The sequence below is a fragment of the Streptomyces sp. NPDC090127 genome (assembly GCF_044746945.1).
Taxonomy (GTDB): Bacteria; Actinomycetota; Actinomycetes; order Streptomycetales; family Streptomycetaceae; genus Streptomyces.
The window spans coordinates 34,264-53,203 of the sequence record NZ_JBIVDE010000005.1; the positions used below are offsets into that span (position 1 = coordinate 34,264).

At 71.6% G+C, this 18,940-nt stretch carries 11 protein-coding genes and 5 tRNA genes; 6 read left to right on the top strand and 10 right to left on the bottom strand.

Annotated elements, in window-relative coordinates; all coding sequences use genetic code 11:
* Positions 1-138: 138 nt before the first annotated feature.
* The 6 genes from ACIPPS_RS19000 to ACIPPS_RS19025 form a co-directional block, all read right to left on the bottom strand.
* Positions 139-211 (bottom strand) — tRNA-Lys (locus ACIPPS_RS19000).
* Positions 212-341: 130 nt separating this feature from the next.
* Positions 342-3,506 carry an FG-GAP-like repeat-containing protein gene (locus ACIPPS_RS19005; RefSeq protein ID WP_401433225.1) on the bottom strand — a complete coding sequence of 1,055 codons (3,165 nt, stop codon included), beginning with the start codon at positions 3,504-3,506 and terminating at the stop codon, positions 342-344.
* Positions 3,507-3,776: 270 nt separating this feature from the next.
* Positions 3,777-7,031 (bottom strand): FG-GAP-like repeat-containing protein, encoded by a 3,255-nt coding sequence (locus tag ACIPPS_RS19010; protein ID WP_401433227.1) that lies wholly within the window; start codon positions 7,029-7,031, stop codon positions 3,777-3,779.
* Between the two features lie 254 nt (positions 7,032-7,285).
* The gene (locus ACIPPS_RS19015; protein ID WP_401433230.1) at positions 7,286-9,568 is read right to left on the bottom strand and encodes a DEAD/DEAH box helicase; all 2,283 of its coding nucleotides are present in this window, start codon (positions 9,566-9,568) and stop codon (positions 7,286-7,288) included.
* Positions 9,569-9,780: 212 nt separating this feature from the next.
* Positions 9,781-10,308: a hypothetical protein gene (locus ACIPPS_RS19020; RefSeq protein ID WP_401433233.1), complete on the bottom strand. Its 528-nt coding sequence runs from the start codon at positions 10,306-10,308 to the stop codon at positions 9,781-9,783.
* Between the two features lie 214 nt (positions 10,309-10,522).
* Positions 10,523-10,873 (bottom strand): metallopeptidase family protein, encoded by a 351-nt coding sequence (locus tag ACIPPS_RS19025; protein ID WP_260230806.1) that lies wholly within the window; start codon positions 10,871-10,873, stop codon positions 10,523-10,525.
* A gap of 104 nt (positions 10,874-10,977) precedes the next feature.
* Here ACIPPS_RS19025 and ACIPPS_RS19030 point away from each other — a divergent pair.
* From ACIPPS_RS19030 to ACIPPS_RS19040, 3 genes are all read left to right on the top strand, one after another.
* A tRNA-Glu gene (locus tag ACIPPS_RS19030) sits at positions 10,978-11,050 on the top strand.
* 39 nt (positions 11,051-11,089) lie between these two features.
* A tRNA-Asp gene (locus ACIPPS_RS19035) sits at positions 11,090-11,163 on the top strand.
* A gap of 22 nt (positions 11,164-11,185) precedes the next feature.
* Positions 11,186-11,262: transfer RNA gene (locus ACIPPS_RS19040), tRNA-Phe, on the top strand.
* A 178-nt stretch (positions 11,263-11,440) separates the two neighbouring features.
* Here ACIPPS_RS19040 and ACIPPS_RS19045 read toward each other — a convergent pair.
* The 3 genes from ACIPPS_RS19045 to ACIPPS_RS19055 all read right to left on the bottom strand — a co-directional run bounded on the left by ACIPPS_RS19045 (position 11,441) and on the right by ACIPPS_RS19055 (position 13,499).
* Positions 11,441-12,274: a cytochrome c biogenesis CcdA family protein gene (locus ACIPPS_RS19045; protein WP_401433237.1), complete on the bottom strand. Its 834-nt coding sequence runs from the start codon at positions 12,272-12,274 to the stop codon at positions 11,441-11,443.
* Complete coding sequence (locus ACIPPS_RS19050) at positions 12,271-13,050, bottom strand: DsbA family protein (RefSeq protein ID WP_401433239.1); 780 nt, start codon at positions 13,048-13,050, stop codon at positions 12,271-12,273. The genes ACIPPS_RS19045 and ACIPPS_RS19050 overlap by 4 nt, the downstream gene beginning before the upstream one ends.
* A 65-nt stretch (positions 13,051-13,115) precedes the next feature.
* Positions 13,116-13,499 carry a hypothetical protein gene (locus ACIPPS_RS19055; RefSeq protein WP_401433242.1) on the bottom strand — a complete coding sequence of 128 codons (384 nt, stop codon included), beginning with the start codon at positions 13,497-13,499 and terminating at the stop codon, positions 13,116-13,118.
* A gap of 132 nt (positions 13,500-13,631) precedes the next feature.
* Between ACIPPS_RS19055 and hrpA the strand changes: the two genes are divergently transcribed.
* The 3 genes from hrpA to ACIPPS_RS19070 all read left to right on the top strand — a co-directional run bounded on the left by hrpA (position 13,632) and on the right by ACIPPS_RS19070 (position 18,068).
* Positions 13,632-17,570 carry an ATP-dependent RNA helicase HrpA gene (gene hrpA, locus ACIPPS_RS19060; RefSeq protein WP_401433245.1) on the top strand — a complete coding sequence of 1,313 codons (3,939 nt, stop codon included), beginning with the start codon at positions 13,632-13,634 and terminating at the stop codon, positions 17,568-17,570.
* Between the two features lie 101 nt (positions 17,571-17,671).
* Positions 17,672-17,745 (top strand) — tRNA-Asp (locus ACIPPS_RS19065).
* Positions 17,746-17,885: 140 nt separating this feature from the next.
* Positions 17,886-18,068, top strand: a complete 183-nt coding sequence (locus ACIPPS_RS19070) for a DUF6274 family protein (RefSeq protein WP_401433248.1) — start codon at positions 17,886-17,888, stop codon at positions 18,066-18,068.
* A gap of 322 nt (positions 18,069-18,390) precedes the next feature.
* On the opposite strand, the gene bldC is transcribed toward ACIPPS_RS19070, so the two are convergent.
* Positions 18,391-18,597, bottom strand: coding sequence for a developmental transcriptional regulator BldC (gene bldC / locus ACIPPS_RS19075; protein WP_003949541.1), 207 nt, complete (start codon positions 18,595-18,597; stop codon positions 18,391-18,393).
* Between the last annotated feature and the right edge of the window lie 343 nt (positions 18,598-18,940).

The following is an 18,940-nucleotide window of genomic DNA, read 5'->3' on the forward strand; positions in this document are numbered from 1 at the left end:
CGCGGCGGCTCGGCGGGGCACTCATGCCCCGAAGCTACGTGGCGCCCTGGTCAACTGCCAACGACGGAGCGCCCCGACCGGCGAAAACGGTCGAGGCGCTCCCGGCGGGCCGGAGGGCACTCCCTCCCCCGCCACACGTAGGCCGTGTGGGACTCGAACCCACAACCAACGGATTAAAAGTCCGCTGCTCTGCCAATTGAGCTAACGGCCCTCGGCACAACACCCCCGAGCATAGCCGTATCGCTCCCAGGAACCGATCGGGTATCCGACACGGCCCCGTCTCCCCCCGGGCCCCCCGGTGGCCCTCCCGTCGTGCGGGCGGGCCACCAGGGGCGGGTGCGTCAGTACAGGCCCTTGAAGCCGTTCCAGCCGGCCGTGCCGATCATGACGCGGGCCCCGTAGAGACCGTTGCCCAGGTTCGTGTACCGCCACAGCCTGCCGGTCGTGTCCCGGGCGAGCAGCTCCGCGCGACCGTCGCCCGTGATGTCGCCGACACCCACCAGGGAGTTGTACGCACCCCAGCCGGCACCGACCTTCACCCGGGCCGTCACACCACCGTTCGCCGTGCCGTAGTAGCGCCACAGCACACCCGACGCGTCCATGCCGAGCAGATCGCCCCGCCCGTCACCGTTCAGGTCACCCGCACCGACGATCTTCCCGTACAGCTTCCAGTTCGTCCCGACCTTCACCCGCGCACCCAGACGGTGATCCGCCGTACCCGGGTAGAAGTACATGTCACCCGTCGACGCCTGGCGCGCGATCAGGTCCTTGAACCCGTCGCCGTTCACATCACCCGACGACGTCAGCACGTCGTACTGACCCCAGCCCTTGCCCACCGACGTGTACAGCGAGGACGCCGACACCACCGCGTCACACCCCGGCCGGTACGACCGCAGCTCGTCACCCACGCGCACGTAGACGTCGTTGCATGAGTCACCGTTCACGTCACCGCCCGGCACCAGCACGGCCGTCGACGGGAACGCCGCCCCCGTACCGGCCGTCCGCGCCGCCACACCACCCGCACCGTCGCCCTTGTACAGCGACACCAGACCCGCCGGATCCATCACCAGCAGATCACCGAAACCGTCACCGCCCCGCATGTCCCGCCAGGCCGGCACGGCACCGCCGGTCACGGACATGCCGCCCGTGGCCGTCAGGTCCCGGCCCACGCCGTCGGCCGTGTTCGCACTCAGCGACCAGGTGTACGCGCCGTTCGGGACGAGCTTGCCCGCCGCCGTCCGGCCGTCCCACGTGACCGCGATCCGGCCGCGCGTCTCGCCACCGCCGTACGTCCGGACCACGTCGCCGGTCGCCTTCCGGCGCAGCGTCAGCTGCCAGTACGACGTCGGCTTCGACAGCGACCAGGCCGCCTTCCAGCCGTCCGTCGCCACGGCGCTCGCGGGCGCGTGCGTCGCGGTCGCCGTCAGGTCGGAGGTGGGCACGCCGGTCCACACCGCGTGGATCCGGTTCTCGGCGTCCTTGTACGCGACGGCGCCGCCGAGGCGGTCCACGGTCCACGCCTCGCGGCGGGCCCCCTGCACGGAGTCCACCAGCGCGCGGGGCGCGGCGGCCGTTCCGGTGTGGAAGTCGATCAGCCGGAGCGAGCCCGCGCCCTGGTCCACGACGAAGCCGTCGCCCAGCAGGCCGCCGTTGTACGACCCCTTGGGCAGCGCGATCTTCGTGCCCTTCTGGAGGTCGACGACGCCCTGCTTGGAGAACTGGGCGCACGACCAGTACAGCCAGCGCCCGGCGACCTGAAGCTCCGTCGCCTGGCAGTCGGCGCCGGTCGGGACGGCGCCGAGGTCCTTGCCGGTGGTCAGGTCCGTACGGGACACCTGGCCGGGCGTGGCCGTGCCGGCGAACAGCGTGTCGCCGCGCAGGGCCGCCGCGGTCTGCGGCTGCGTCCGGGCGACGGGCGAGGTGCCGGGGGCGGCGTCCAGGTCGAGGACGAGGGTCTGCTCGCCGGGGACGAGGTCGCCGGGGATGCTCGGGCGACCGCCCTGGAAGACGGCCCACCGGCCGGAGGCGTCGGCGATCCGGCCGCTGTTCCTGCCGGTGGCGGCCCGGGTGGTCTCCTTGGCGGAGCGCCGACCGACGACGTCGAGGCCGCTGCCGGACGGGCTGCCGGCCAGGTGGACCGTACGGCCGTCACCGGAGTCGAACAGCGGGGTCGTGCTCTCCAGCCGCTCCTCGGACCCGAGGGTCACGGGCGCCGACTGGCCGACGTGCAGCGGGCCGACGGGCAGGTCGCGGGAGTGGAAGCCGCGGCTCGACCCGCCGTCCTGCTCCAGGGTGGAGAGCCGGCCGGCGCCGACGGCGAGCGACTGGACCTCCGCCGCCAGCGGTTCGACCCGGTGCAGCTTCTCCAGGACCGGGGCGCCGTCGCCCTTGCCCGGGACGGCCTTCAGCAGGGCCCAGTCGGTGGCGGATGAGCCGCCGACGACCGCCGCGCCGACGCCGCCGACGACCTGGTTGATCTCGCGCTCGGCCTTCTCCAGGAGCGTCTGCCTGCGCCCGTCCGGAGCGAAGGCGACCAGCTCCCGCCCGAGCGAGGCGTCCGTGCCGGAGACGTCTTCGGCGGCGAGGATCCACTCGCCGACCAGGCCGATGCGCGCGGTGCTCAGACCCTCGGGCACCGCGAACGTCCGCTCGGCGCCGTTCAGGGCGGACCGCTCCCTGACGTGCGCCTGGCGGTTCCGGTCGACCCACGCGATCCGGTCGGCGCTCAGCGCCACCGGCGCGACGAGGAGGCTCTCCCCGACGGAGGTCGGCGCCTCGATCACCGTCATCTGCCCGGTCCGCAGGTCGACGACGCCGAGGTCGGTCGGGTTGTACGGGTCGCCGGACCGGCCGAAGCGGATCACGGCCGCGGTGGAGTCGCCCGCGACGAGCCGCGCCATGTGGAGGTCGGCGCCCTCGGGGAAGCCGGTGACGGGGACCCGGGTCTCCGTCGCGTCGCCGACCCACCGCAGGTAGTAGCCGACGGTCGCCTGCGTCGACTCATCGGACTCGTACTGCTGGAAGAGCAGGGTGTCGCCGAGCAGACCCCGCAGGCTCGCGTCGCGCGGCAGGACAAGCGGCTGCTCGGTGCCGGTCGTGAGGTCACGGACGGCGTGCGTGCCGGGGCCGGGCCGGACGTAGGCGTACCGTCCGCCGACCCCGGCCTCGGCGAAGGCCGCGTTGCCGGAGCCGTATCCGAGGGAGACGGTCCGGCCGGTCGCGAAGTCGGTCCAGTGGAGCTCGCCGCCGGAGGACGGGTCGGAGTCCTCGGTCTCGTGCACATAGCCGTTGGCGGAGACGCCGGAGACGATCGCGTGCCGGGGCACGCTCCGCCAGCCGGGCGTGATGTCGAGCTGGTCGCCGGGCGGGACGGAGGCGGGTGCGGCCGACGGCGCGGCGACCGGCACGGCGGTGGCCGGCGTCGCGCCGATCACCGAGGCGATGAGCGTGGCGGCCACGACGGCCGTACGCGAGCGGCGTTCACGCGCGCGTGAAGAGCGTGCCACAGAGGGTCCCTCCCCGGGAATCCTGAAAGATGAGGAAACAGGGCGGATCCGGAATGACAGCACCGTGCGCCGGGCCCCCTGGCCGACGCTCCCCACCCATGTCAACAGCGCCGACAGTAACAGCAGCGACCGACACCCGGCCGTCCCGTTTCGCACCTGCGCCCCGCGGTCTCGCGCCCCCTTGGCGCCCCCCTGCCGCGAAGGCGTTCGACGCAAGCGGGGCCCGTACGGGAACAACTCCCGTACGGGCCCCGGACTAGGCTCCCGCCGTCACGACAGCGTCTTGTACATCTGCCAGCCGGCGCCGATCTTGACCCGGGCCGCGAACAGGCCCGTGCCGGTGCCGTTGTAGCGCCACAGCACACCGGCCGTGTCCCGGGCGACCAGGTCCGCCCTGCCGTCACCGGTGATGTCGCCGACGGCCGCGAGCGCGTTGTAGCCCTGCCAGCCGGCGCCGACCTTCACACGGCCCGCGAACGCGCCCTTGCCGTTCCCGTGGTAACGCCACAGGATGCCGGCCGTGTCCCGAGCCAGCAGGTCACCGGCCTTGTCGCCGTTCAGGTCACCGACGCCGACGACCGCGTTGTAGATCTGCCAACCGCCGCCGATCTTCACGCGGCCCTTGAACCTGCCCGCGCCGTCGTCGGCGTACATCCACAGCTCGCCGGCCGGCGTGCGCGCCAGCAGGTCGGTCCGCCCGTCACCGGTCAGGTCGCCGGGCGCGGTCAGGGCGTCGTAGATGTTCCAGCCCGAACCGATCGTCAGCTTCGGCCCGCTCGGCGCGAAGGCAGCCCCGCAGCCACCGTCGTGCCGCGTCAGCACACCCGCGGAGCTCCGCACGAGCAGGTCGTTGCACCGGTCACCGGACAGGTCCCCGAACGGCACGACCGTCGACGTCGCCGGCCATCCGCTCGCCGACGCCCCGGTCCCGAGCCCACCGGCCCCCGTGCCGGTCCGCACGGTCAGCGCACCGGCCGCCGTCAGCCCGAGCAGGTCGCCCTTGCCGTCACCGCTGTAGTCGCGGGCGGGCGGCGTCGCCGCGGGCGCGCCACCGGTGACGGTGACGGAGCCCTTCACGGACAGGTCGGAGCCGACACCATCGGCCGGCTTCGCGGTGAGGGTCCAGATGTACGAGCCGTTCCGGGCGGCCTGGCCGGATGCGTTCTTCCCGTCCCAGGCCGCTTCGATCCGACCCCGGGCCTCGGCGCCCGAGACGGTGCGGACGACGGTCCCGGTGGCCTGCTCCGTCACGGTGAGCTGCCAGGCGCCGGTGGGCTTGGAGGTCCACCAGGTGCCGGCCCAGCGCGCCGAGGAACCTGCCAGGTCGAGCGCGCTGCCCGTGACCGTGGAGTCGATGACGGAGACGGCGGGCGCGGGCACGCCGGTGCGGACGATACGGACCCGCTCGTCGGTCCCCACGTGAGCGACGTGCCCGCCGAAGCGGTCCACCGTCCAGTCGAGGCGAGCCTTCGTGTTCGGCCCGAGGTCGGCGGCGCTCACCAGGGTCCGCTGCGGCACGTCGGCGGCGGAGCCGGAGGCGGGGAGCCCGGCGTGCAGGTCGTAGAGGCGCAGGCCCGCCTCGGCGTCCTGCTGGACGAGGTAGCCGTCGCCGAGCAGCACATTGCGGACGTTGCGGCCCGGCACGTCCATGGTCCGGTTGGTCAGCCGGTCGTAGACGCCCGAGCCCGCGCCGGGGCCGTAGCCGTAGTCGGTCGCGTCGCAGGACCAGTAGACCCAGCGGCCGGCGGCCTGGAGCTGGGTGGGCACGCACTGGTTGCGGGTGGTGAAGGCCTCGCCGGCGGCGCCGGACGGCAGGGTCTTCGAGGTGACGGTCTTGCTGCCCTTGGCGACGCTCCACAGGGTGGAGCCCCACAGCGCGGCCACGGCGTCGGTCCGGCGTTCGAGGACGGCCCCGCCGTCCGGCTTCCGGAACTCCACGACGTACGGTTCGGAGCGCTCCACCGTGGTGGGGCTCGCGACCAGACCGAACCGGCCGGACAGACCCGTCAGTTCGGGGCTGATCATGCCCGTGGTGACCTGCGGCCCCCAGGTGCTCGCGCCGTTCTCGAACAGCATGGTGGCGTCCCGGTACGTGGCGTCCCGCCGCCCGTGGAAACCGTCACCGCTCGCCCACAGCACGGCGCAGCGCTCGGTGGTCGACTGGCAGTCCCCGTCGTCGCCGCTCATCAGGCCGTCCACGGTGGTGCGGACCGGCTGTGGCTGCCCGGCGGAGCTCAGCCAGGTGCTGCGGTAGACGCCGTAGTAGTCGCCCGGCTGGAAGTAGGTGCTGTTCTCGGCCGTGGTGAGGATGCCGCTGCCCAGGGAGAGGCCGTAGATCCGGGCGGGCATGGGCTCCACGGTGGTGAGGCGGCTCACCTCCACGCCGCCGTCGGCGGTGGGGGAGAGCCGGTGCACGGCCCAGTCGATGTTCCCGCGCGCCTCGGCGGTCTTCGCGCCGGCGACCAGGGCGCTGCCGTCGGGCGCGAGGACGACCTGCTCTTCCGCGTACTGGAGGACGGTCTCGACCGATCCCTGGTCGTCCGTCACGCGCCACAGCTCGGAGCCGCGGTAATCGCCCTCCTGGGCCCTCCGCGCCGGGGCCTGGAACACGTGGGAACCGACGGTGAAGAGGTTTCCGGACGACTCGACGGTGCGGAGCACGGTGCCCGGCGTCTTCCGGTCGAGGACGTCGACCTTGTTCCGTCCGGTGCGCAGCCGCAGGATCGTTCCGGCGCCGAGCCGGAAGCCGTTCACCTCATAGGACTGCTCCGGGAGGTCGGGGAGCGGCTCGGCCACCCCGTCCGACAGGTCCACGAGGGCCCAGCGTCCCCACCCCTCGGTGGAGTCCTTGTACGTGAGGACGAGCGACGTGGCGTCGGCGTCCTCCACGCCGCCGAGGACGGCGCCCTCGGGGATGCCGGTGACCGGCGTGTCCGTCACCTGGCCGCCCTCGGACCGCAGCAGGTGGTAGCCGGTGGGGGCGTCCGCCTCGCCGGTCCGGGTCAGCACCGTGTCGCCGTGGGTGCCGACATACGTCTGCCCCTCGGGGAGCGCGATGTCGGCGAAGACCGCGCCGGCGCCCTTCTGGAGCGTCACGTGCGGGGCGGGGGTGGCGGAGTGGACGGCGACCGTGTCGGAGCCGTCGCCCCAGTGGCCCCCACCGTCGATGGGCAGCTTCTGGTACCAGTCCCAGTAGCCGCTCTCGTAGTCGTAGCGCGGCGCCTCGGGCAGCGTGACGGCGAGCGGGGTGGCCTTGCCGGTGGCGTAGTCGATCCACTGGAGGCGGACGTCGCCCTCCTGGGCCAACAGGTAGCCGGTCTCGCCCGCGTTGAGGATCGAGGTGGCGCGCGGCGAGAAGCGTGGTGCCGCCGGCACCACGGTGACGTCGGAGGCCGTGTCGGCCACCGCCGGGGGCGCCGCGATCCCGGCGGACGTCGCCGCCGTCACCGTCGCGAGTGCCAGAACGAGGGCGGCGCGGGTGCGGCGGCTGGCGCCGCCCGTCCGGCCGAAGCCCTTAACGGTCAAAGAAGGTCCCTCCCCAAGACGCGGTCAGGAGGACGCGGCGGCGGCGTTCCGGCGGCGCGCGTGCGGGCAGAAGATCCTCTTCCCCGTCCACCCCCTGAGCGAGCGTGACCCTATACCAGTCCGCGCCGCGAATTCGACTCTGTTTCGAACCCGTTCAAAGCAGCAGGGCCCGTACGTCACCGAAGTGTCGTACGGGCCCTGCTCGCAGGCTCGCTCAGCGTGGACTCAGCCGTCGCTCAGCGTGTCGTGCCAGGTCAGCCGTTGCGCTTCCAGCGCGGCTTCTCGTCGCGGCGGCCGAAGGAGCCGCCCGTCGAGCCGGTGCCGCGGTGGTCGCCGCCGCGGTGGTCGTCACGACGGCCGTACGGGCGGTCGCCGCCCGAGCGGAAGCCGCCCGAGGGGCGGTCGTCGCGGCGGTCGCGGTTGAACGGACGGTCGCTGCCGCGGTGGCCGCCGGTCGGGCGGTCGTCGCGACGGAAGCCGCCACCACGGTTGTCGTCACGACGGTCGTTGTCCCGGCGGAAGCCACCGGAGGAACGGTCGTCGCGGTTGAAGCCGCCCGAGGGACGGTCGTCGCGGCGGAAGCCGCCACCACGGTTGTCGTCACGACGGTCGTTGTCCCGGCGGAAGCCACCGGACGGACGGTCGTTGTCCCGACGGAAGCCACCGGAGGAACGGTCGTCACGGTTGAAGCCGCCCGAGGGACGGTCGTCGCGGCGGAAGCCGCCACCACGGTTGTCGTCACGACGGTCGTTGTCCCGGCGGAAGCCACCCGACGGACGGTCGTTGTCCCGACGGAAGCCACCACCGCGGTTGTCGTCGCGGCGGAAGCCGCCCCCACGGTTGTCGTCACGACGGTCGTCGCGGCGGAAGCCGCCACGGTCACCGCCGCGGTCACCGCGGTCGCCACCACGGTCACGGCGCTCGTAGTTGCCCCGCTCGTCGCGGAAGGCCGGGGTGCGCTCCTCGCGGCGCTCCTGGACCGGCTCGGCGACGACGGCCGCGGCGACCTCGGCCTCGGCGGCCTCCGTCACCTCGGCGACCGCGGCCTCCGGGTCCTCGCCCCGCTCGCGCGCGGAACGGGCGACCAGGCGGTCGGCCTCCTCGCGGAGCTCGGCGGCGCGGCGCGTCAGACGCTCCAGCTGCTTGGTGAGGTCGGCGACCTCACGCTCGGCCTGCTTGGCGGCGTTGTTGGCGGAGTCGGCCTGGACCTCGGTGAGCGAACGCGCACCGGTGATCTCGGCGACCTCCGGGTCGAACGCCCCGGCCCCGCCCACGATGTGGCGCGAGGCATCGACGCCCGCGTCCTCCATCAGGCGGAAGATCTGGCGGCGCTGGTGCGGCAGGGCCAGGGAGACCACGACGCCCGAGCGGCCGGCACGGGCGGTACGGCCCGAGCGGTGCAGGTAGTCCTTGTGGTCGCCGGCCGGGTCCACGTTCAGGACCAGGTCGATGCCGTCGACGTGGATACCGCGGGCGGCGACGTCGGTGGCGACCAGCGCGTTGACGTAGCCGTCCTTGAAGTCGGCGAGCACGCGGGTACGGGCACCCTGCGTCATGCCGCCGTGCAGCGCGTCGGCCTTCACACCGGACTCGACGAGCTGCTCGGCGATGCGGTCGGCGCCCAGCTGGGTGCGGACGAAGATGATCGTGCGGCCCTTGCGGGCGGCGATGGCGGCCGTGACCGGCGCCTTGTCCTTCGGCTTCACGACGAGGACGTGGTGGGTCATCGTGGTGACGTTGCCCTGGGCGCTGTCGACCTCGTGGCTGACCGGGTTCTTCAGGTAACGCTTGACCAGCGTGCCGATCTCGTTCTCCATCGTGGCGGAGAAGAGCATGCGCTGGCCGCCCTCGGGGACCTGGTCGAGCAGCTCGGTGACCTCGGGCAGGAAGCCCAGGTCGGACATCTGGTCGGCCTCGTCGAGGACGGCGACCTGGACGTTCTCCAGGGAGCAGGCGCCCCGGTTGATGATGTCGCGCAGGCGGCCCGGGGTGGCGACGAGGATGTCGACACCGCGCTCCAGGGCGTAGATCTGGTTGCCCATGGACGTACCGCCGCAGACGACCTTGATCTTCAGGCCGAGCACGTCGCCGTACGGCTGGAGGGCGTCCGCGACCTGCATCGCGAGCTCACGGGTCGGGGTGAGGATGACCGCGCGGGGCTTCTTCTTCTCGGTGTGCCCGCCGGCCAGCTGGGCCAGGGTCGGCAGACCGAAGGAGAGGGTCTTGCCGGAGCCGGTACGGCCACGGCCGAGGATGTCCTTGCCGGCCAGGGCGTCCGGGATGGTCGCGGCCTGGATCGGGAAGGGGCTGGTCACACCGTTCTGCGCGAGCTTGCGCACGACGCCCTCGGGCAGGCCCAGGTCGGCGAAGGTGAGAGTCGGCTCGGTGGGCTCGGAGGCCTCGGCCTCGGAGGAGTCGGCCTCGGGGGCCTCGTGCACGTCGGAAGCCTCGGTGTCGACGGTCTCGGTGGCCTCTACGGCCTCGACGATCTCGTCGTTCTCGGGCAGGACGGCGTGGTCAGGACTGAAAATGGACATGCGAAATGCGAAACCTTCCGGAGTCTCGGCACGCGCCCGTCAACTCCGTGAAAATCGCAAATCGACCGCCTCAATGCGGTCCAGCCACGGCTAGGGAGAGTACGCGCCACGCGGCGCTCTTCTGTGTCGGCGCCGGGCAATGGGATCAAACGATCTACCACCATACGCACCCTCCCCCCCCTATGGCAAACCGGACTCCGTCACACCGGCCCTCACGCCGGTCCGACCTGCGGTGATGCCTCCGGCTCCACCGGCGCGCCCGGCCCGTCCGCGGCCCGCATGGCACCCATGTGGGTGTCCGCGCCCGGCGTGGCGGTGGGCGAGTCCGTGGGCTCCGGCGTCGGCTCCGGAGTGGGCGTCGGGCTCGGCTCCACGCTCGGGGTCGGCGTCGGCTCCGGCGGGTCCACCGGCGGCGTGACCTCGCCGCCCGGCGCAGTCGGCCCGCCCGCGCCGCCGCCCGTGCCCGCGGGCTCCTGGCCGCCCGGCTTCGGCCTGCCCACCGAGCCGCCGCTCACGGGCGCGTCCACCGGGGGCTTCCCGGAGGCCGTCGGGGAGCCGCTCGGCACCGGCGACTCGGTCCCGGCGCCGGCCGCGTCGGGGCCGCTCCGCCCGGACGTGTCCCGGCCGGTCCCGCCGTGCCGGTCCGCGCCCCCGGCGCTCTCGCCGGACTCGGCCGCCTCGCCCTGCTTCCCCGCGGACTTGCTCGGCGCCGGCTTCGCGCCCTCGTCACTCACACTCATGCAGCCGCTCAGACCGGCACAGGCCGCGACGGCCAACGCGGTCGCGGCCCATCTCACGCGGGTGGGCAAATGGCGCACGGAGGGCACCTCCAGGACACAAAGGGCGGGAACAGCGGGCGGAATACCGTGTTTCGCTGCCCAACTCCCTTTGCACCGCAAGGGACACGCCCCCACGGCGACCACCTCCCCCGCCGCCCGTTCGGGCGTGGCCCCGTCAGCCGTAGCCCAGCGCGTGCAGCCGTTCGTCGTCGATGCCGAAGTGGTGGGCGATCTCGTGCACCACCGTGATCTCGGTCTCCGCGACCACGTCCTCCCGCGACTCGCACATCCGCAGCGTCGGCCCCCGGTAGATCGTGATCCGGTCCGGCAGCACCCCCGCGTACCACTCGCCCCGGTCCGTCAGCGGAGTCCCCTCGTACAGCCCGAGGAGCTCCGGATCGTCCGGCGCGGGCTCGTCCTCCACGAACACCGCGACGTTGTCCATCAGCCGCGTCAGCTCCGGCGGGATCCTGTCCAGGGCCTCGGCGACCAGCTCTTCGAACTCCTCACGCGTCATCTCCAGCACCCGGCCATTGTCCCCCCAGGTGAAACCGTTTTGGCGATAGCGGCCGGCATCCCATATGCTTCTCACGTCCCCGACGCGCTGAGAAGCGCGCAGGTGAGCCTCTAGCCCTCATCGTCTAGTGGCCCAGGACGCCGCCCTTTCAAGGCGGTAGCACGGGTTCGAATCCCGTTGGGGGCACGCACCATCCTGTGCGAGACTGGTTCTCGCACATCGCAAGGTCCTGTGGAGCAGTTGGTTAGCTCGCCACCCTGTCAAGGTGGAGGTCGCGGGTTCAAGTCCCGTCAGGATCGCTGAGGTCAGCAATGATCTCGTGGCTGGGTAGCTCAGTTGGTACGAGCGATCGCCTGAAAAGCGATAGGTCGCCGGTTCGACCCCGGCCCCAGCCACCAGCAGAAGGCCCCGTTCGAAAGAACGGGGCCTTCTTCGTGTCCGCGGACGGCGGTACGGGAGCAGCTGAGGCGTCGGGGGCACGCGCGCCCCCCGCGCACCCCCGACGCCCTCACGCCCCCGACGCCCTCACGCCCCCGAGGCCCTCACGCCCCCGACGCCCTCGGACACACCGCCCTCTCAGGCCTCCCGGCCCCGCCGCACGCGCCAGCCGCGTACCGCCAGCACCACCGCCACCACCGCGACGACCACCACCAGCAGGGCCCAGTCCGGCACCGAGCGGCCCACCGACGCCACCCGCTCCTCCACCGCGAACGAGTCGTCCACCGACAGCAGCCCCGGCAGCGCGGTCGTGCCGTCGAAGAGCAGGAAGACCACGCCGAGCACCACGAAGAAGAGGCCCGAGAGGAGCGAGGTCGTGTGCAGCTCGAAGCGGCCGGCCCGGACGGTACGGCCGCGCAGCCAGCGGCGCCGGCCCAGGTCGTACCGCTCCCACAGCAGCGCCAGCAGGAACAGCGGCACCGCCATGCCCAGCGCGTACACGGCGAGCAGCAGACCGCCGTACGCCGGGCCGCCGCTCAACGCGGCCACCGTCAGGACGCTGCCGAGGATCGGGCCCGCGCAGAAGCCGGCGAGGCCGTAGACCAGGCCGAGGGCGTAGACGGAGACCGCCGTCGTGGGGCGGATCCGGCCGCTGACCTCGGCGATCCTGCGAGAGGCGAAGCCCATCCCGAGGACCTGGAGGACCCCGAGCACGATGATCGTCCAGCCGCCGACGGCCACCAGCAGGTCCCGGTGGCCGTAGAAGAGCCGGCCGGCGAACGAGCCGGCCGCGCCGAGCGGGACGAGGGTGGTCGCCAGTCCTCCGTAGAAGATGCCGGTACGGGCCAGCAGCCGGCTCCTGGAGTCGATCGAGTACGCGAAGAAGGCCGGCAGCAGCAGGGCGCTGCACGGGCTGAGCAGGGCGAGGAGGCCGCCGAGGAACGCGGCCAGATAGCCGATGTCGGCGGTCACTCCCCCGCCCCGCCCTTCGGCGCGGGAGCCGACTTCGCCGTCCTCGCCGCCGCGTCGATGGCCGCCGTGAAGGTCTCCATCGGCTGCGCGCCCGCGATCGGCCGCCCGTTGACCAGGAACGACGGGGTGGACGTCGCGCCGATCGAGTACGCCTGCTCCTGGTCCTTGCTCACCGCCGCCCGGGCCGCGGCGCCGTCCGTGTCCTGGGCGAACCGCGCGAGGTCGGGGACGCCGGCCTCCTTCGCGAGCGCGTTCAGCTGCTCCTTGCCGAAGCCCTTCTCCTTGGCGCCCTCGGCGTACGCCGCCCGGTGGAACTCCCAGAACCGGCCCTGCTGCCCGGCCGCCCACGACGCCCGGGCCGCCGCCTCCGACTCCTCGCCGAAGATCGGGAAGTTCCGCCACTCGATGCGCAGGGTGCCGTTCTCGACGTACTTCCTCACCAGCTCGGGCTCGGTGTCCCGGGCGAACTTCCCGCAGTAGCCGCACTTGAAGTCGGCGTACTCGATGAGCACCACGGGCGCGTCGGCCCGCCCCAGGGCCAGCTTGTCGGCGGCGTCGCGGCGGGCGTAGGCCTCCAGCTGCGGGTAGACGCCGGCGTTCGGGTCGGCGGAGACCTCGGCGGCGGACGAGCCGGACGCGCCGCCGGAGTCGGGCCGAGTCGCGGTGAACGAGACGACTCCGAGCAGCACGGCGGCGACGGCCACCCCGGAGACGATCATGATCGGCTTGGTCCTGGACGTCGTGGTGGGCTTGGACGTCGTGGTGGGCTTGGACATGCGGAAGCGCTCCTGAACAGGGAGGGAGAAGAGGGGGACGGACGACACGACGGACGGACGGCCCTCTAGACGCGCAGGATCGACAGCTCCACCGGTGACGGGGGCACGAGCTCCGGCGGCTCGGGCCCCGGCGGCAGCACGCGTACGGCCTGGTCGCAGCCCCAGGCTCCGGCCCCGGTCGGGCGCTCGGCCGCCAGTGCGGGCAGCAGCTCGCCGAAGCCGTGCGCGCGCGGCGGGGTGGCCGGCCGGCCGGCGCCGTCGACCGCGTGCCCCTGGCCGCAGCCCGGCGCCCCGCTGCCCTCGGCGGTGACCACGGCCGCCGGTGCGGACCCGGGCTTGTACGCCGACGCGTACTCCGCCACCGCCGTACCCGCCCCGCATCCCAGCACCCCGAGCACCACGCCCACCAGCGCGGCGAGCGCCGCGAGCGCGCGGACGGTGCGGGTCATGAACGTGCCTCTCGGGTCTCCGGACCGGATCTCCACGCCGAAGCGGCCCCGGCGTGCCCGAAATATTACGGGTCGCACCGCAGGGAAATCGGTTCGCCCGTACTCGGCCCGGGGTGCGATCCTGGATTCCGTATGTCTACTTCCTTCGCCGCCCTCCAGTCCGTCCTGGCCGAGGTCTCGCTGCGGGACGCCCACCGGCTCGGCCGCCGACTCGAAGGCGCCCGCCGCATCCGTAAGCCCGAGGCCCGTGAGGCCGTCCTGGACGAGATCGCCGCCGAGGCCGGCAAGGCCAAGGAGCGCGTCGACGGACGGGCCTCCCGCGTGCCCGCGGTCACCTACCCCCAGCAGCTGCCCGTCTCGCAGAAGAAGGACGAGATCCTGGAGGCGATACGTGACCACCAGGTCGTGATCGTCGCCGGTGAGACGGGCTCAGGAAAGACCACGCAGATCCCCAAGATCTGTCTGGAGCTCGGCCGGGGCGTCCGGGGCATGATCGGTCACACCCAGCCCCGCCGGATCGCGGCCCGCACCGTCGCCGAGCGCGTGGCCGAGGAGCTGCGGACCCCGCTCGGCGAGGCCGTCGGCTGGAAGGTCCGCTTCACCGACCAGGTGAACCCCGACGCGACCTTCGTGAAGCTGATGACGGACGGCATCCTGCTCGCCGAGATCCAGACGGACCGCGAGCTGCGCGCCTACGACACGATCATCATCGACGAGGCCCACGAGCGGTCCCTCAACATCGACTTCCTGCTCGGCTATCTGGCCCAGCTGCTGCCCAAGCGCCCCGACCTCAAGGTCGTCATCACCTCCGCGACCATCGACCCCGAGCGCTTCTCCCGGCACTTCGGGGACGCGCCGATCGTCGAGGTCAGCGGCCGGACGTATCCGGTCGAGGTCCGCTACCGGCCCCTCCTCGAAGAGGACTCCGAGGACGCCGACCGGGACCAGATCACCGCGATCTGCGAAGCCGTCGACGAGCTCCAGGCCGAGGGCCCGGGCGACGTCCTGGTCTTCCTCTCCGGCGAGCGGGAGATCCGCGACACGGCGGACGCGCTGCTGAAGAGACAGCTGCGCAACACCGAGGTCCTCCCCCTCTACGCGCGCCTCTCGCACGCCGAGCAGCACCGGGTCTTCCAGGCCCACTCCGGCCGCCGGATCGTCCTCGCCACCAACGTGGCCGAGACCTCGCTGACCGTCCCCGGCATCAAGTACGTGATCGATCCGGGCACCGCCCGCATCTCCCGCTACTCCCACCGGACCAAGGTCCAGCGCCTCCCGATCGAGCCGGTCAGCCAGGCCAGCGCCAACCAGCGCAAGGGCCGCTGCGGCCGAACGTCCGACGGCATCTGCATCCGGCTCTACTCCGAGGACGACTTCCTCTCCCGGCCGGAGTTCACGGACGCCGAGATCCTCCGCACGAACCTGGCGTCCGTCATCCTCCAGATGACCGCGGCCGGCCTCGGCGAGATCGAGAAGTTCCCCTTCATCGACCCGCCGGACCACCGCAACATCCGCGACGGCGTGCAGCTCCTCCAGGAGCTCGGCGCGATCGACCCGGCCGAGAAGGATCCGAAGAAGCGGCTGACGCAGCAGGGCCGCAAGCTCTCCCAGCTCCCCGTCGACCCCCGCCTGGCCCGGATGGTCCTGGAGGCCGACAGGAACGGCTGTGTACGCGAGGTCATGGTGATCGCGGCCGCGCTCTCCATCCAGGACCCGCGCGAGCGCCCCGCCGAGAAGCAGGCCCAGGCCGACCAGCAGCATGCCCGCTTCAAGGACGAGACGAGCGACTTCCTCGCCTTCCTCAACCTCTGGCGCTACGTCCGCGAGCAGCAGAAGGAGCGCGGCTCCAGCTCCTTCCGCCGGATGTGCAAGCAGGAGTACCTGAACTTCCTGCGCATCCGCGAGTGGCAGGACATCTACGCGCAGCTGCGCACGGTCGCCAAGCAGATGGGCATCCACCTCAACGAGGAGGACGCCCCCGAGCAGTCCGTGCACACCTCCCTCCTCGCCGGTCTGCTCTCGCACATCGGCATGAAGGACGTGAAGGACGGCGCGAAGAACGAGTACCTGGGCGCCCGCAGCGCGAAGTTCGCGGTCTTCCCGGGCTCGGCGCTCTTCAAGAAGCCCCCGCGCTTCATCATGTCCGCCGAGCTGGTGGAGACCTCGCGGCTGTGGGCGCGGGTCAACGCGAAGATCGAGCCCGAGTGGATCGAGCCGCTCGCCCAGCACCTGATCAAGAAGACGTACAGCGAGCCGCACTGGGAGAAGGACCAGGCGGCCGTGATGGCGATCGAGAAGGTGACGCTCTACGGCGTGCCGATCGTCACCGACCGCAAGGTGAACTACGGGCGGATCGACCCCGAGGCCTCCCGCGACCTGTTCATCCGCAACGCGCTGGTCGAGGGTGACTGGCGCACGCACCACAAGTTCTTCGCGGACAACCGCAAGCTCCTCACCGAGGTCGAGGAGCTGGAGCACCGGGCCCGTCGGCGGGACATCCTCGTCGACGACGAGACCCTCTTCGACTTCTACGACAAGCGGGTCCCCGAACACGTGGTGTCGGGCGCCCACTTCGACTCGTGGTGGAAGCACAAGCGGCACGAGGAACCGGAGTTCCTCGACTTCGAGCGCGAGATGCTCATCAACGAGAAGGCCGCCGGGGTCACCAAGGCGGACTACCCGGACACCTGGCGGCAGGGGCCGCTGAAGTTCCGCGTGACGTACCAGTTCGAGCCGGGCGCGGACGCCGACGGTGTGACCGTCCACATCCCGCTCCAGGTCCTCAACCAGGTCACGGACGAGGGCTTCGACTGGCAGATCCCGGGGCTGCGCGAGGAGATCGTCACGGAGCTGATCCGTTCGCTCCCGAAGCCGATCCGCCGCAACTACGTGCCGGCGCCGAACTTCGCGGCCCGCTTCCTGGACAGCGCCGTGCCCCTGCAGGAGCCGCTGACGGTGACGCTCGCCCGCGAGCTGCACCGGATGGTCGGCGTCCCCGTCTCCCCGGACGACTTCGACCTGTCCCGGATCGCCGACCACCTGAAGATCACCTTCCGGATCGTCGACGAGCGGCGCCGCAAGCTGGCCGAGGACAAGGACCTGGAGGCGCTGAAGCTCACGCTGCGCCCCAAGGCCCGCCAGGCCCTCTCCCAGGCCGCCGCGGCCGCCACGAGCGGCCCTGACGGCTCCGGGCAGTCCCTGGAGCGCACGGGGCTCACCGACTGGACCGTCGGCACCCTCACGAAGGTCTTCGAGACCCGGCGGGCCGGCCAGCCGGTCAAGGCGTTCCCCGCGCTCGTGGACGCCGGTGACACCGTCTCCGTACGCCTCTTCGACACGGAGGCCGAGCAGGAGCGGGCGATGTGGCAGGGGACGCGGAAGCTGATCCTGCTGAACATCCCGGTGAACCCGGCGAAGTTCGCCTCGGACAAGCTCACCAACCAGCAGAAGCTCGCTCTGTCCCGTAACCCCCACGGTTCCATCCAGGCGCTCTTCGACGACTGCGCGACCGCCGCGGCGGACCGGCTGATCGCCGACCACGGCGGGCCGGTCTGGGACGAGGAGTCCTTCCGGAAGCTGTACGACAAGGTCCGCGCCGACCTCGTGGACACGACCGTACGGACGGTGGGCCAGGTCCAGCAGATCCTGGCCGCCTGGCAGGCCTGCGAGCGCCGTCTGAAGTCCACCAACAGCCTGGCGCTGATCAACAACCTGGCGGACGTGCGGACGCAGCTTGCCTGGCTGATGCCGGCGGGCTTCGTCACGAGGACGGGGCTGCGGCGGCTGCCGGACCTGATGCGCTATCTGGTGGCCGTGGACCGCCGCCTCCAGCAGATGCCGACCGGCGTGCAGCGGGACACCACCCGCATGGAGAAGGTCCACGAGATGCTCGACGAGTACGCCTGGCTGCTCGAACAGCTCCCGAAGGGGCGGCCGGTGCCGAAGGAGGTCACCGACATCCGCTGGATGATCGAGGAGCTCCGGGTCAGCTACTTCGCCCACGCGCTGGGCACCGCCCACCCCGTGTCCGACAAGCGGATCGTGAAGGCGATCGACGCCGCCGCCCCGTAAGGGTGCGGGCGGCCGGGGGTGTCGCCTTGCGCCGGTTCGACCAGACCCTCTGACCTGCTGTACAGTCTTGTTCGCAGCCCCCGCTGAGGGCTGCGAATCATGGTCCTGTGGAGCAGTTGGTTAGCTCGCCACCCTGTCAAGGTGGAGGTCGCGGGTTCAAGTCCCGTCAGGATCGCTCGCGAGAAGGCCCACATCGAAAGATGTGGGCCTTCTGCGTTGCCACGCTTCGTTGTCTCCCGGTGTATTGACGCCGTCGGCCGGACCCCGGTACCCAGGCATGAGGGAATCGGGGGCCCACACCGGAGGTGTTCGCGCATGGCCGCGGCGTCCGCAGCGAGACACGAGATACGGGCGCTGCTGCGCGCCCATCTGGCGGCCGCGTCCCGCTACCGGCACGTCACACGCCACTGTCCCGCCTGCCACCGCCTCCAGCGGCTCGCCATGGAGCTGGACCGGACCCCCGAGCAGGCCGAGGACGAAAGTCCCACCAGCCCATGACCAACGGCGGGTTGAGGACCGCCGCGGGAGTGGCAGGCTGTTCTTTGGCAAGGCTTCGCCAGTGTGACGGGAGTCACCGAACGAGTTTTACAAACCCCCGCACTTACACCCTCCCTACACCGGCCCCATTTAATATGTGCAATTGCACTGCACAGCAAGGGTCGTGGGCCGGCACAAAAAAGATCGCGCTGGACCCGGCGGAGTCCAGCGCGATCGATGACGAAGAGCCTGTTGGGGCAGGCGCCAGGTCGGCAGAGCTTGGGTGGGCGGTCCAGGTTGGGGGACCCGGAATTGCCCGGCGTTACGGGGTGTTGCGCGTACCTCAGGCCTCGCTGCGCTGCTGCGGAATGCCCGCGAGCAGAGCGCGGACCTCAGCCTCGCGGTAGCGGCGATGTCCACCCAGCGTGCGGATGGACGTGAGCTTCCCTGCCTTGGCCCAACGGGTCACCGTCTTCGGGTCCACGCGGAACATCGTGGCAACCTCGGCGGGGGTCAGCAGCGGCTCGGCATCAGGGGTGCGAGCGGTCATGAGCGGCCTCCTCGGGAGAACCGAACCTTCTCGGTTCTTTCCTCTAAATTCTGCACCTTGACCCGCGTTGCCCGAAATGGCGGACGCGAGCCGAGTCGGTTATAGGACGAACGGCTTGTCCTCGGCACTACAACTACACCATCCGTCCAGCCACGTCGGCCAAACCGATGGAATTGCCCTCGCAGGTGTTCATCAGCGGCGGAAGTCGATGGACCATGCCATAACGGACAGTCACGCCACTGTGACGATCAGTCACAGAGCGATCAGGAGTCCTCAGACCCCCCATAGAGTGCAATGCTGAGCGTTCCGCCCACAGTTGGACGGAAGGAACCCTCCCCGGACT